Below are 13520 nucleotides of genomic sequence, written 5' to 3' on the forward strand. Positions count from 1 at the left end.
TCGCCGACCCCGAAGTCGTCCCGCCAGCAACAAAACGCAGTTCAGAGCCGATTTCACAGCCTACCGTCGATGCTGGACATCCCAGCAGATCCATTGACCGAGAGTGACCGTTATTGATAATCTTCGTCACGGTCAGCCCGGCGGCTCGGCGCGACGACGCGCCCTCGGCGACGCGACGACAGCGGCGTCGCGGGCAGCCGCGCCGGGCACACAGCAGACAGTCGGGACGAGTGTTCCGCAGGGGGTGCCGCCGTGGCCGCTGAACCGTCCGCGCCGCCGACCGGGGACCGCCCCGGCGCCGGCGTATCGCTGCACCTGCTCGGCGGCTTCCAGCTGTGCCACGGTGGCAGACCCGTCGTGGTGCCCCGCGGCCTGCAACGGGTGATCGCGCTGATCGGGTTACGTCCCGGCGCCACCCGCTGCCAGCTGGCCGGCCTGCTCTGGCCGGAGGCGCCCGAGGAGCGGGCGCTGTCGTCGCTGCGGACGGCCCTGTGGCGGCTGCGCCAGGACCCGTGCTGCCCCCTCGTCGTGACCGCGGACACCGTGCGGCTGGCCCCGTCGGTGCGGCTCGACGTCGACGAGCTGGTCGGCACGGCCACCCGCGTCCGCGACGGTGACGACCCGCGCAGCACGGCCGCGGCGCTCGCCGCCGGCCGGCACGACCTGCTCCCCGGCTGGTACGACGACTGGGTGCTGCTCGAACGCGAGCGGCTGCGCCAGCTCCGTCTGCACATGCTGGAGCAGGTGGCCGCCCAGCACCTCGCGGCGGGCCGGCACGGGGAGGCGCTGGAGGCGGCGCTGGAGGCGATGGCGGCCGAGCCGCTGCGCGAGACGCCGCACCGCCTGGTGGTCCGCATCCACCTCGCCGAGGGGAACGCCTTCGAGGCGGTGCACGCCTTCTACGTCTACCGGGACCTGCTGCGACGGGAGCTGCGACTGGAGCCCTCGGCCGCGATGTGCGCGCTCCTCGACGACACGCTGGCGCCGATCCGTCGGGCCAGCCGGGACAGCACGGCGGCACCTCGCCGGGCCCCCGGGCATCCCGCCCGCGCCCCGGGCGGGCCGGCCCGGCAGGCGTCACCGGGGCGACGCAACGCGTGACGGGCAGGTGACAGGCCGGGGGGCACCGTGGGCGGCACAGCAAACGCGTGGCCCCGCCGGGGCCACCGGCGGAAGGGGTCCGATGAGCCGTCTACTGATCGTGAGCAGGATCGTCCCCGGCGCGGAGGGCCGCGTGGCGCAGATCTTCGCCGAGTCCGACGCGACCGAGCTGCCCGGCCTGACCGGGGTCACCCACCGGTCGCTGTACTGCCTGCACGATGTCTGCGTACACCTGATGGAGACCGCCGACGTCGATCCGGAGGCCCTCGCCGAGGCCCGCAACCACCCGCTCTACCGGCAGGTCAACGAGCGGCTCTCGGCGCACACCTCGCCGTACCTGCCGACGTGGCGCTCCCCCCGCGACGCGATCGCCGGTTGCTTCTACCGCTGGGACGCCGCGACCGCCCCCGTCGTGCCCCGCACGGCCGGCTGAGGTCGGCCGTGTCCGCCACAGCGCCGCACGTGCTCGTCATCGGCGCCGGCACCGGCGGGATGTGCCTGGCGCACGGGCTGCGCCGGGCCGGCATCAGCGTCGCCGTCTACGAGCGGTACCGCAGCCGCGGCGAAGGGCTGCTCGGCTACCGGGTCGGCATCGGACCGACCGGCAGTCGGGCGCTGCGCGAGTGCCTTCCGCCGGAGCTCTTCGACGTCTACCTGGCCACCTGCGCCCGCTCACCCCGGTGGTTCAACGTCATCACCCAGCGGATGCGTGAGAGCGCCTCGTTCGAGCTGCGACCGGACACCCACCCGGTCGACACCGAACGCTCGGTGGCCCGGATGACGCTGCGCCAGGTCCTGCTCACCGGCATGGAGGACGTCGTCCACTTCGACAAGACGTTCACCCACTACGAGCAGCGTGACGACGGCACCGTGACCGCGTACTTCGCCGACGGCAGCTCCGCGACCGGCGACCTGCTGGTCGCGGCGGACGGCACGCACTCCGCCGTCCGCCGGCAGTACCTGCCGCACGCCGTCACCCGCGACGCCGGCACGATCAACATCGCCACCCGCATCCCGTTGACCGCGCACACCCGCTCGCTCCTGCCGGAACGGCTCCAACGCGGCATCTCCCTCATCTTCGGCACCGGCGGCATGATGGGCGTGCTGCACGTGATGGACTTCAAGTGGGACGCCGACGGCCGGCTCAAGCCGGGGGTCAGCGACGCCGACGCCGCCGTGCTGTCGCGGTGGCCGGGGCTGGCCCACGACCCCACCCGCGACAACATCAACCTCGTCGTCTGGAGCACCGCACGCCGGTTCCCGCCGGACGTCATGCAGCGCCGCGGCGACGATCTCGTGCAGATCGCGCTCGACCTCACCGGCAACTGGCATCCGGACCTGCGCGAACTGCTGATGCGCGGCGACCCGGCGAGCGCCCTGCCGATCCGGGTCACCACCTCGGAACCGGTGCCGCCCTGGAAGAGCAGCACGGTCACCCTGCTCGGCGACGCCATCCACACCATGACCCCGGGCCGTGGCGTGGGGGCGAACACCGCGCTGCGCGACGCGGCGCTGCTCTGCCGCCAGCTGCGGCTCGCCGCGGCCGGCGACAAGACGCTGCTCCAGGCGGTCGCCGACTACGAGACGGAGATGGTGCCGTACGGCTTCGCGCGGGTCGCCGACTCGCTCAACCGCAGCGGCACCAATGGCGACGACCGGATGTACAAGCCGGTCGTCGGCCGGCTCGCACTGCTCGGTGCCCGCGGCTACTTCGGTGTCACCAGCCGGGTGCCCCGCCTGCGCCGCAGGTTCGTCGACGACTTCTACACCTACCGGGGCGAAGAGGACTGAGTCCGTCCCGCACGACCCCGGCGCCCGGCGGGCGCCGGGGTCGCGTCGTGCCTCCGCTCGCCACGTTCCGTCGCGCCGCGAGCACCCGTGGTAGGGAGTCGGCACCATCTTTGGTACGATCCCGAGCCTCCCTGTCGGACCGCCGCCGCGTATGCGAAGCTGCGGCGGGTTTTCCACGTGATTCATCCGACGAGGTGAGAGGGAGGTCTGCCGTGGCGTGGTCCTTCGGGCACTCTCTGACAGTGATATTGGCCCTGCTGGTCGGCGTTGCCGGCGGTTGGGTGCTCCGCGGCCGGCGCGACGCGCAGCGCGGAGTCACCACGGTGGACGGTGGCGCGGCCGCCGCGACCGCGGTGCTCGCCAGTCCGGCACCGGCCGCCGCCGTCGACCGGGAGCAGCCGCCGGCGACCATCGACCCGGCGCCCGCGGCGGTCGCCGACGAGCCGGCGCCGGCGTCCCGGGCGGACGAGGCTCCGACGGCGGCGGCTCCGCCCCCGTCCGACGTCGACCCGGCCGACATGGCCCTGACCGACGACCCGGCGCCCGTTCCCGTCGTGGCGCCGCGCCCGGCGCCGGCGAGCGAACGGGAGTCGGACGACGCGCCGGTCGAGACCGAGCCGGTGGCGGTGACCACCGACGACGCGACCGAGCCCCGGTCCGCGACGAGTGGCGACGCGACCGGCTCGACGGAGCCGGTGACGGCCGGCGTCAGCACGGCCGGCGCGGAGCCGTCGACTGGGGCGGCGCGCGACGGTGACCGGACCGAGCCGGCCGCGACGCCGACCCCGGCGCCGCGGAGCGGCGTGGCCGCACCGCCGGTCCGTCCGGCGGCCCAGCCGACGGTCGAGGTGGACGACTTCCGCCGGATCCAGGGCGTCGGACCGAAGATGGCCGCGGCGCTGCAGGCGGCCGGTGTCCGGACGTACCGGCAGCTGGCGGAGCTGGACGAGGCCGCGTTGCGGGACGTCATCCGCGGCGCGGGTTTGCGGGCCGCTCCCGGCCTGGCCACCTGGCCGCAGCAGGCGAAGGTGCTCGCCGGCGCCCCGGACGAGGCCGCCACGGTCCTGCCCGACTGATCCGTCCCGTCCACGCCGACGTGGCGGTGTCCCGCGCCCGGGGTGCCGCCACGTCGGCGTATCCGGGGCCGCTGATGCGGCGAATCGGACACGCTGCGGGGCGGGCATCGCTACCGTCGGTCGGAAAGGGCTGAGGCCCCCCGTCGATCCGTCCTCCGGGAGCCGACCGTGCCGACCGCCACGCCGGAGCCGGCGCCGCAGCGGCACGCCCCGGTGCGCGACCCCGAGGCACCGCGCCGGGTGACCCTGCTCGAACTCTTCTTCGACCTGGTCTACGTGGTCGCGCTCGCCCTGATCTCCCGAGGGATGACCCGCGGGCTCGACTGGACCACGGCCGGCCAGTCGCTCATCATGCTCGCCGCCGTGTGGTGGACGTGGGCCATCACGGCCCTGGTCACCGACCTCTACAACCCGCAACGCGCCGAGATCAAGCTGTTGATCACCTCGGTGATGTTCGGCGCGTTGCTGATGACCACGGCGATCCCCGACGCGTTCGGCGACCGCGGGATCGTCTTCGCCGGCACGTACGTGGCGATCCACCTGGGCCGGGGGCTCTTCCTCATGCCGGCCGTGCGTCACGAGCCGCACACCCAGCGCCGGGCGTTGCGGATCTTCATCTGGTTCGCCGTCTCGGCCGTGCCCTGGATCGTCGGCGCGTACCTGGACGACCACGCGCGGATGGTGTGCTGGGCGATCGCCCTCGCCATCGACTACGGCGGCTTCCGCCTCGCGTACCCGGTGCCGGGGCTGGGCGTGGTGCCGACCGCGCAGCGCAACGTCACCGCCGAGCACCTCTCCGAGCGCTACCAGCAGTTCTTCATCATCGCGCTGGGCGACGCCATCCTGACCATCGGCGTCATGTTCAACCTGGCGCACTCGGAGCTGAAGAACATCGGGGCGTTCGCGATCGCGTTCGGCACCACCCTCGTGCTCTGGCGGATCTACGTGCACAAGTCCGGTGAGCTGCTGCCGGTCGCCATCGCGACCGCCCGGTCACCGAGCACGTTCCTGAACACCGCTCCCTACACGCACCTGCTGATGGTCGCCGGAGTGGTCACCACCGCGGCCGGGTTCGACCTCGTGCTGCACGAGCACGACGGGCGGACGCCACCGGCCTGGGTGGCCGTCATCCTCGGCGGCCCGGCGCTCTTCCTGCTCGGTCGCGCCGCCTTCGAGTACGAGGTGTTCAGCCGCATCTCCCTCTCCCGTCCCGGAGGGCTGCTCGCGCTGCTGACCATCGCCCCGCTCGTGATCTTCCTGCCGCCGGTCTTCAGCTCGCTCGGCGCCCTGCTGGTCCTCGTCGGCGTGGCTCTCGCCGACTTCCGACGCAGTTGGCGGCGACCACCCGAGGCACCCCTCCCGCCGCACTGACCTCGGGCGAGGCGCGCCGCCCGCCGGCCCGGACGCCGGGGATCACACCAGCGCGCCGGCGTACGCCCGGGCCCGCAGCCGCTGCCCCGCGGCCGCGCCGAGGCGCACCTGGAGCCCGAGCGGCGCGGCGGCCCGGCGCACCTCGTCGACGTGCAGCGAACCGTGCCGGTCCACGAGGAGCACGGGCGGCTCCTCCCACTCCCCCTCCGGCCGGTGGAACGAGAGCAGCGTGACGGAGGTGGGCAGGTAGGCGGCGTAGGCGGCGCGCGCGGCGGCCTCGTCGCGGTGCGCGAGGACGAGGACGTCGGGCAGGTGGCCGAAGTCGGCGAGGATGCCGTCCGCCTTCCAGTGCGCCGGCTCCTCCGACGCGCCGGTGAGGTGGTGCGAGCGGTTCGCGGACGTGATGGCGAGGTGGTCCACGCCCGCCTCGGCCGCCGCCCGTTCGAGGAACAGGTTCGACGGGCAGAGCGCGCCCGGCGCGATCACCTGGGTGGTGCGGATCCCCAGGTCGTGCTGGGTGAGGTGGTCGGGCAGGCGGTCGACCGCCGGGCCCCGGAAGCCGAACGGCCCGGCGCCGTAGAGGCAGTCCATCAACTGACGTACCCGCCGCTCCGGGAGCCGGGGCGGGATCCGGGACCAGTCGAACATGGACGGTATCCGGTGGGCGGCGGCCGTGATGCTGCCGACCTGGTCCGCCGGCCGCCCCTTGACCAGGTTGAGCCGGCGCACGCTCGGCGCGTCCGGGCGCGTGACGAGGGCGTAGAAGTTCGCGAAGGCCACCGCGACGACGGCCCCGTCGGCCAGTGCGCGGGCCGCCGCGGTCACGTCGGCGGGATGGTCGATGTATCGCGTCGGCGGGTGAGCGTCCATGGTTCCTCCTCGGCGAGCGCCGTGACGCCAGTTCTACGTCGCCCCGGCGGACGACACGAAGATCGGTCCTCGATCCGATAGTCACGGCGCGGGAGCCGGTGCGGGCGGCGGATGCCGACTCGTACCACCGGCTCGTCGGGGCCACCCGCACGGCGGCTGGGTGTCGCCGATCGGCGGCACCGTTAGCCGTTCGGCGCGGTTGGGTACAACCGCCTGCACCTCGACCCACCACAACCCCCACAGGAGGCACGCCATGCGTGGCACGTCGATACTCGGAGTCCTGGTCGTCATCTGGCTGATCATCGGCGCCATCGCCGCCGGTCAGCGCGGCTACTACAGCGGTGACGACACCAACTGCGCGGAGGCCGGCACGATCCTCGTCACCATCGTGGCCGGTCCGCTGAACTACATCGGCGCCAACCCGAAGATCGACTGCGAGCTGCCCCAACCGTCCAAGTAGGACCGCCGTTCCCGCGGCGGTGCCCCTCGGCCCGCGCCCCTCGGGCGCGGGCCGGAGTCGTCGTGGGGCTCCGGCGCTCGTGCCCGCGCGCCGCTGGCCGGCAGCCGGGGCGAGAGTTCCTGGAGACGCCGCCGACGAGCCCGTGGTACCCGCCCGGTCGGCACGATCGCCAGCAGGGCGGACCGCCTCCCCGTCACCGCACCACGAGCCGACCCGGTGGGTCACGATCCCCAGGGCGTCCTAGGAGGCCGGGTCGCCGTCGGCCGGCAGGTGGACGGCACGCCGCCCGGCCGCGACAGCGAGCGGGCGGGTCACGGTGGCTGGTTTGCCCCGGCGTACGACGGGAACGGCTGCCGCTCCAGGGCGGACCGACAGGAGCAGGGGCATGCAGATCGGCTACAAGCTGTCCACCGAGGGCTACGGGCCGAAGGAGATCATCCGCCAGGCCGTGCGTGCCGAGCAGGCCGGGTTCGACTTCGTGGAGATGAGCGACCACTACCATCCCTGGCTGGACGTCCAGGGCCACTCCGGGTTCACGTGGAGCATCCTCGGTGCCATCGCCGCGCAGACCACCACCCTCGGGCTGGCCACCGGGGTGACCTGCCCCAGCCTCCGGTACCACCCGGCGATCATCGCCCAGGCCGCCGCGACCATGGCGCTGATCTCCGACGGGCGCTTCACCCTCGGCGTGGGCGCGGGTGAGCGGCTCAACGAGCACGTGGTCGGTCAGGGTTTCCCCAGTGTCCGGGGGCGGCACGAACGGCTCCGGGAGGCGCTGGAGATCATCCGGCTGCTCTGGCAGGGCGGCTACCGGTCGTACGAGGGCCGGCATCTCCAGCTCGAGGACGCCCGGGTGTTCGACCTGCCGGACACCCTGCCGGTGATCGCCGTGGCGGCGAGCGGAGCGGAGTCGGCGAGCCTGGCGGCGGAGCTCGGCGACGGCCTCTTCGCCACCGAGCCGGAGCCGACGATCGTGCAGCACTACCGGTCCGCCGGTGGGCAGGGGCCCCGCTACGCCGAGGCACCGCTGGCCTGGGCGACGGACGACGACCAGGCCGTGCAGGCGGTGCTGCGGACCAGCCGCTGGCTGGTCACCGGGTGGAAGGTGATGAGCGAGCTGCCGAACCCGGTGAACTTCGACGCGGCCAGCGCGCACGTGGAGGAGAAGCACATCCGGCAGCTCTTCTCGATCGGTCCGGACCCGGAGGTGCACGTGGCGAAGGTCCGCGCCTACGTGGAGGCCGGATTCGACCACGTCGTGCTCCAGAACGCCGGCCCCGACCCGGACGGGTTCCTCGACTTCTTCGCCGGCGATTTGGCCGGGCGGCTGCGCGCGCTCGGCTGAACGACGGGTCGGGCGCGCCCGGCGCCCGCGACGACCGCTGGGGTCGTCACGAGCCGCCGGACGCGCCCGTACGCCGGACCGGGTCAGCGGAAGCAGTTCGCGACCGGAAGGCCGCTGCCCACGCAGTTGGTCGGCTCGTTGCCCAGGACGACGCTCTGGTCGTCCACCCGCACCCGCGCCCGCTCGACGAACAGGCCGCCGGGCTTCACCGTGGCGCTGTTGCCCACGATCTTGCTGGTGTAGACCGACACCTGGCCGGCGGTCGCGTAGATCCCGCCGCCCTTCGAGGTGGCGCCCACCGCCTCGTTCCGCGCCACGTCGCTGCCCCGCACCAGCAGGTTCGACTTCTCGGCGTAGATGCCGCCACCGGGGCCGTGCGTGGTGTTGCCGGTGATCACGCTGTCGTCCAGCGGGAGCAGCCCCTGGACGGTCGCGATGCCGCCACCGCGGACGGTGGAGGTGTTGTCCCGGATGGTCATCCCCCGCAGCACGATCACCGCGTCGGAGTTGGCGATCCCGCCGCCGATCTGCGCGGTGTTGCCGAGCACCTTGGTGTCGAGGACCTTCGTCCGCGCCGAGAAGCTCGCGATCCCGCCGCCCTGCTTCGCGCTGTTCTGGACGAAGGTGGCGCCCGCCACGTCCGCCGCGCCCCGGTAGTTGCCGAGCCCGCCGCCGTAGGCGTTCGCGCTGTTGTGGTGGAACTCCGCGTTGCGCAGCGTCAGCACCCCGCCGTTGAGCAGGCCCCCGCCCTTGCCCTCGGCGCCGGCCGCGCTGTTGCCGACGAACCTGCCGCCGTCGAGCACCAGGTTGCCGTCGTTGAAGATCCCGCCGCCGCCCCCGTCCTTGGAGAGCGAGGTGCTGCCGGTGATCGTCGTACGCTCGACGACGGCCGTGGCGCCGTGCACGACGTGGATGGCGCCGCCCTCGATCTTCGAGCGCCCGTTGCGCAGCTCGACGTCGCGCAGGAACAGCTCACCGCCGTCGCGGACGGTGAGGAACCGGAAGTCCTCGGCGTGCACGTCCCGCTCGATCGTCGCCCCGGCCCCGTCGATGGTGATGGGGTGGTAGATCACCGGCAGGCCGGCCTTGTCGTCCGCCGGGTTGCGCGGCGGCGCCTCGGCGTCGCCCGGGTTCTCCGCCGCGTCCGCGGCCTCCCGCGCGTCCCGGATCCCGCCGTCGTAGTCGTCGGGCTGGGCGAACGCCTGGGTCAGCGTGTACGTGCACTTCGACGCGAGCCGCAGCGACCCGCCGCCCTGGGCGTTGGCCTTCACGAGCGCCGCGACCAGCTTGCCGGCGTCGCAGGGCACCTCCAGCACCGGGTGGCGTCCCGTCCCGGGCCCGTCGCGGTGCGGCCCCCCGGCGTCCGGGACCCGGCCGTCGCCGTCGCGGCCGTCGCCGTACCGGCCGTCCGGGCGCCCGGCGCCGTCACCCGACGGCTCCCGCTTGCCCGGGTCCGCCTCGGCGCCGGCGTCGCTCGCGCCCAGCACGCTCGCCGCCCGGGCCGGGTCGAGGAAGGGCACTTCCCGGTCCCCGGCGGCGACGGCCACCGCGCTGATGCCGGTGGCGCCCACGACGAGGCTGCCCGCCAGCACGCCGCCGGCTAAGAACCACCGGGACCGTCGTCTGGGTCGCGCTGGCCGCCGGCCCCCTCGGTACGTCGACATCGTCTCCTGCCTCTCCTCGCTGCATGGCACGGCCGCGCCGGAATCGGGCGCGGGGTGAGCGACGGTTCGCCGGCCACCAGACACCACGATAGAGAGGCAATACGGACAGTCAGGTGTGAACGTGAATAGTTTCGCCATTCATGTCTTCCCGGGACGCCGCGGACGGCGAGGCGGGTCAGCCGCCGACGTGGATGCCCGGCCGGCGGGCACGGTCGGGCTCCGTGCGGCGGAGGATCTCCCGGACCACCGGCGGGGTGTCCCCGCGCCCGAGGATCAGGTAGCGCAGCAGATGGCCGATCGGACTCCCCTCCGACCACTCGAAGTGGGCGTGCGGCCGGACGCCGGTGACGTCTCGCAACGCCAGCAGGATCGCCGCGATCGCGTTCGGCGCCGCGGGGCTGCTCGCCCGCAACACCCGGAAACCGCCCACCTCGACGCCGTGCACCCGCAGCACCTTGCTGAACTCCGACGGGTCGATCACGTCGATCTCGAGGAAGAGCACGTCGGCCGCGCCGGGCACCGGGTTCATCGCCCGCTGGGCCCGCTCCTTGAGCGTGTACTCCTTCACCGCGCCGCTGTCGCGCTTGTTGGCGATCAGGTGCAGGCGACCGTCGTGGGCCAGCGACTCGGCGATGAACCGGCGGGCCGGCTCGTCGAACTCGATCCGCTCCGCCCGCAGCTCGGTCGTCCGGGTCACCCGGGAGATCAGCGACACCACGATGATGGCGACGATGAACAGCCCGGAGATGGCGATGCCGTCCGGGTGGTTCAGGATGTTGTCGCCGAGCGCGTAGAGCAGCACGACGGTCAGCACCGTGAAGCCGAAGGCCGCGAGGCGACGCCGCTGACGCAGCACGGAGATGGTCACCGCCACGGCCCCGGAGACCATCATGGCGAGGATCCCGGTGGCGTACGCGCCGGCCTGGGCGTTGACGTCGGCCCGGAACGCGAGCGTGATCGCGACACTGACCAGGGTGTAGACCAGCACCACCGGGCGCACGGCCCGCCCCCACTCCGGCGCCATGCCGTACGACGGGAGGTAGCGCGGCACGATGTTGATCAGGCCGGCCATCGCCGAGGCGCCGGCGAACCAGAGGATCAGCACGCTGCTGATGTCGTACACGGTGCCGAAGCCCTCGCCGAGATGCGCGTGCGCGAGGAACGCCAGGGCCCGGCCGTTGGCCTCCCCGCCGGGGCGGAAGGCCTCCGGCGGGATCAGCACGGTGGTGACGAACGTGGTCAGCAGCAGGTACACCGACATGATCAGCGCGGCGGCGGTGAGCAGCCGCCGGGTGTTGCGGATGCGGGCGGCCAGCCGCGCCGCACGGTCCGCGCCCCGGCCGGCGACCAGCGGCATCATGCTCACCCCGGTCTCGAAGCCGGAGAGACCCAGCACCAGCAGCGGGAAGGCGAGCGCGGTGGTCAGGACGATGTCGCCCGGCCCACCGGCGCCGGCGAGCGCGTCCCCCCAGTCCGCCAGGATGCCCGGATCGTCCACGATCCGGGCCAGCGCCACCGCGACGATCACCGCGTTGAGCACGAGGAAGACGGCGACCAGCGGGATGGCCACCGCCACCGCCTCGCGGAAGCCGAGCAGGAACACCCCGCCGAGGATCAGTAGCAGCACCACGGTGACGCCCACGGCCACCCCGGTGCCCCGGAAGCTCTCGGGCAGGTAGGGGTTCTCCAGCAGGTGCACGGTGGCGTCGGCCGCGGAGAGGGTGATCGTGATGATCCACGAGGTCGCCACGAAGCCGAGCAGGACCAGGACGAAGAGCTTGCCGCGCCAGAACGGCAGCAGCCGCTCCAGCATCGCCACCGAACCCTGCCCGTGCGGGCTCTCGCCGGCCACCCGGCGGTACATCGGGAGCATCCCGAACAGGGTCAGCGCGACGATCAGCAGCGTCGCCAGCGGCGAGAGGGCGCCGGCGGCCACGGCCGCGATCGCCGGCAGGTAGGACAGCGTGGAGAAGTAGTCGACGCCGGTCAGGCACATCACCTGCCACCACGGATGCGCGCGGGTCTGCCCCTCCGCCGCCTCCGGGCCCACGGGCTGCACCCGGTGCCGGAACAGCCACTGGTGCAGGCGGTTGGCCGGCGGCGCCGGCCGCACCGGACTCGCCACCCGCTCGGGCACCGTGACCCGCCGGCCACCGGCCTCGGGGCGGGTCGGGTCGCGGGCGGCCCGCAGCGCCGGTTCCGGCCCGGGCGGCTGCCGGCGCCGCTGCGCCCGTCGTGACTTCCCCCCGTGCTCGTCAGGCATGTCCCCGTCCCGCACTCACCGACTCCTGACCACGACCGTAGGCGGTGCGGCGGCCGTCGCCCGACGGAAACGGGGAAGCCGGACCTACTGTCCGGGGCCGGCCGAGGGATTCGGATCGACACGGGCCCGCATCGCGGGGCGGGCCCTCACCGGGTACCGCCCTTCGGACGCGGGCCGGCGCCACCCGGGCGGGGCGGGCCGGGTCGTGCGGGCCGGGGACGGGCGGCGGGGCGCCGTCGGGTCGGCGGGTTCATGAACGGGGGCGTACCCGGTGCCGCGCGGCCGACACCCCGCCGCGGCGGCGTCGATCCCGCGGCGGCCCGCAGCCGTACGGCCGACTCCCGCACCGGCCGGTCCGCCCGCGTGCCGGCCAGCTCCCCGTCGGGTGGGTGGCGTCCACCGGACCGGCCTCGCCCCGGACGTCCTCCAGAACCTGCCGGCCCGGCCGAGCGGGCGGGACGCACCGGGAGGATCGACGTCGTGCAGGTGCCGCGGCAGGGCGTCCAGGGCGCTGGTTGACGGGCCCGCCGGGTGGCGGACGGTGTCGCCGACGCGGACGAGGCCCCCGGTGACCCTGCCCGCCGACGGCTGTTCGGGGGGCGACCACCGGGACCTCCTGCCGGTCGAGCCCCCGTGCGGCGCCGCCGGCCCGGGTCGGGGGACGTGCCCCCGCGTTCCGTCCCCCCCGGACGGAACGCGGGGACCCCCCGTCCCGGCTACTGCAGGAACGCCCCGAGGGGCGACAGCAGCAGCCGACCGAGCGCCGCGGCCGTGGAGTCCAGCCGGCTGCGCTCGCACTCGTGGGCGGCCGGGTCGTGCCGGCACCGCCATATCCGCTGCGCGTTGCGCCAGGCGACGTCGCGGGTGTACTCGACCAGCTCCCCCTGGTACCAGTCGTCGATCTCGCCGTTGAGCATGTCGATGAGCAGCTGCCAGCGCTCCAGGTAGCCGCGCCGCAGCCCCGGGATCTTCTCCGCGAAGATGTTGTTGATCTCGAGGTAGTCACGGTGCTGGTCGGTGCCGTCGACCGGCTCGGACTCCAGGTGGTCGAACGTCGTGACCAGCGCGAACGGCAGGTCGAAGTTGATGTGCGCGTTCACCCCCGCGGCGGCCGACGGCAGCGGCCGGGCGTCCGGGCCGCGCATCCGCTCGAAGAGGCACGACCACGCCTTCGGGGTGCCCGGGCTGGAGTCGGTCCACAGCCGCAGCGCGTCGAAGTAGCGGGCGGCGAACTCGACGTCGAGCCGGGACAGGAAGACCGGGTCGACGAAGCGGTCGTCGTACAGCCCGTCCAGCACGGTGGTGGTGATGGTCAGGTAGAGCTTGTTGAAGTCGGCCAGCGGGCAGCTGTCCAGCAGCGGCGGCAGCCGGACCAGCATGTCCTGCAGCTTCGTCAGGTGGTCGACCACGGCCGGCACGTCGGCCGGATGGTCGGCGAGCAGGTCGACGATGTCCCGGTGCACGGGCCCCCAGACCGGTTCCGACATCTTCCCCTCCACAGCGGTGCACGGCACCTGCGCGCCGATCGCGACAGGGCACAGCCTTGCAGCCGGCGCTGTGCGCCGGATCAGTAGAACGA

The 13520-nt window shown here is 73.7% G+C and carries 11 protein-coding genes; 7 read left to right on the forward strand and 4 right to left on the reverse strand.

Going from position 1 to position 13520, the window contains the following annotated elements:
- Positions 1 to 252 precede the first annotated feature (252 nt).
- The 5 genes from SM573_RS21930 to SM573_RS21950 all read left to right on the forward strand — a co-directional run bounded on the left by SM573_RS21930 (position 253) and on the right by SM573_RS21950 (position 5339).
- Complete coding sequence (locus SM573_RS21930; RefSeq protein ID WP_474610434.1) at positions 253 to 1101, forward strand: AfsR/SARP family transcriptional regulator; 849 nt, start codon at positions 253 to 255, stop codon at positions 1099 to 1101.
- 82 nt (positions 1102 to 1183) lie between these two features.
- Positions 1184 to 1534: a TcmI family type II polyketide cyclase gene (locus tag SM573_RS21935; RefSeq protein ID WP_474610435.1), complete on the forward strand. Its 351-nt coding sequence runs from the start codon at positions 1184 to 1186 to the stop codon at positions 1532 to 1534.
- 8 nt (positions 1535 to 1542) lie between these two features.
- Positions 1543 to 2892: an FAD-dependent oxidoreductase gene (locus SM573_RS21940; protein WP_474610436.1), complete on the forward strand. Its 1350-nt coding sequence runs from the start codon at positions 1543 to 1545 to the stop codon at positions 2890 to 2892.
- A gap of 242 nt (positions 2893 to 3134) precedes the next feature.
- Positions 3135 to 3968, forward strand: coding sequence for a helix-hairpin-helix domain-containing protein (locus SM573_RS21945; protein WP_474610437.1), 834 nt, complete (start codon positions 3135 to 3137; stop codon positions 3966 to 3968).
- A 168-nt stretch (positions 3969 to 4136) separates the two neighbouring features.
- Positions 4137 to 5339 carry a low temperature requirement protein A gene (locus SM573_RS21950; RefSeq protein ID WP_474610438.1) on the forward strand — a complete coding sequence of 401 codons (1203 nt, stop codon included), beginning with the start codon at positions 4137 to 4139 and terminating at the stop codon, positions 5337 to 5339.
- A gap of 42 nt (positions 5340 to 5381) precedes the next feature.
- Here SM573_RS21950 and SM573_RS21955 read toward each other — a convergent pair whose 3' ends face one another.
- Positions 5382 to 6209 carry a hypothetical protein gene (locus tag SM573_RS21955; RefSeq protein ID WP_474610439.1) on the reverse strand — a complete coding sequence of 276 codons (828 nt, stop codon included), beginning with the start codon at positions 6207 to 6209 and terminating at the stop codon, positions 5382 to 5384.
- Positions 6210 to 6462: 253 nt separating this feature from the next.
- On the opposite strand from SM573_RS21955, the gene SM573_RS21960 reads away from it, so the two are divergent.
- Together SM573_RS21960 and SM573_RS21965 are read left to right on the forward strand one after the other, a co-directional pair.
- Positions 6463 to 6669, forward strand: a complete 207-nt coding sequence (locus SM573_RS21960; RefSeq protein WP_474610440.1) for a hypothetical protein — start codon at positions 6463 to 6465, stop codon at positions 6667 to 6669.
- 385 nt (positions 6670 to 7054) lie between these two features.
- On the forward strand, positions 7055 to 8014 hold the full coding sequence (locus tag SM573_RS21965; RefSeq protein ID WP_474610441.1) for a TIGR03557 family F420-dependent LLM class oxidoreductase: 960 nt from the start codon (positions 7055 to 7057) through the stop codon (positions 8012 to 8014).
- Between the two features lie 83 nt (positions 8015 to 8097).
- Here the strand turns inward: SM573_RS21965 and SM573_RS21970 are convergent, their stop codons facing one another.
- The 3 genes from SM573_RS21970 to SM573_RS21980 form a co-directional block, all read right to left on the reverse strand.
- Positions 8098 to 9678, reverse strand: a complete 1581-nt coding sequence (locus tag SM573_RS21970) for a hypothetical protein (RefSeq protein WP_474616932.1) — start codon at positions 9676 to 9678, stop codon at positions 8098 to 8100.
- 175 nt (positions 9679 to 9853) lie between these two features.
- Positions 9854 to 11941 carry an APC family permease gene (locus tag SM573_RS21975; protein WP_474610443.1) on the reverse strand — a complete coding sequence of 696 codons (2088 nt, stop codon included), beginning with the start codon at positions 11939 to 11941 and terminating at the stop codon, positions 9854 to 9856.
- A 716-nt stretch (positions 11942 to 12657) separates the two neighbouring features.
- Positions 12658 to 13428, reverse strand: coding sequence for a DUF5995 family protein (locus SM573_RS21980; RefSeq protein WP_474610444.1), 771 nt, complete (start codon positions 13426 to 13428; stop codon positions 12658 to 12660).
- Positions 13429 to 13520: the final 92 nt, after the last annotated feature.

Source organism: Micromonospora xinjiangensis, from assembly GCF_056150165.1.

Bases quoted from the DNA above. Each gene is read 5' to 3' on its own strand.
- SM573_RS21935 (WP_474610435.1), top strand. From the start codon at position 1,184: ATGAGCCGTCTACTGATCGTGAGCAGGATCGTCCCCGGCGCGGAGGGC.
- SM573_RS21955 (WP_474610439.1), bottom strand. From the start codon at position 6,209: ATGGACGCTCACCCGCCGACGCGATACATCGACCATCCCGCCGACGTG.
- SM573_RS21960 (WP_474610440.1), top strand. From the start codon at position 6,463: ATGCGTGGCACGTCGATACTCGGAGTCCTGGTCGTCATCTGGCTGATC.
- SM573_RS21965 (WP_474610441.1), top strand. From the start codon at position 7,055: ATGCAGATCGGCTACAAGCTGTCCACCGAGGGCTACGGGCCGAAGGAG.
- SM573_RS21970 (WP_474616932.1), bottom strand. From the start codon at position 9,678: ATGTCGACGTACCGAGGGGGCCGGCGGCCAGCGCGACCCAGACGACGG.
- SM573_RS21975 (WP_474610443.1), bottom strand. From the start codon at position 11,941: ATGCCTGACGAGCACGGGGGGAAGTCACGACGGGCGCAGCGGCGCCGG.
- SM573_RS21980 (WP_474610444.1), bottom strand. From the start codon at position 13,428: ATGTCGGAACCGGTCTGGGGGCCCGTGCACCGGGACATCGTCGACCTG.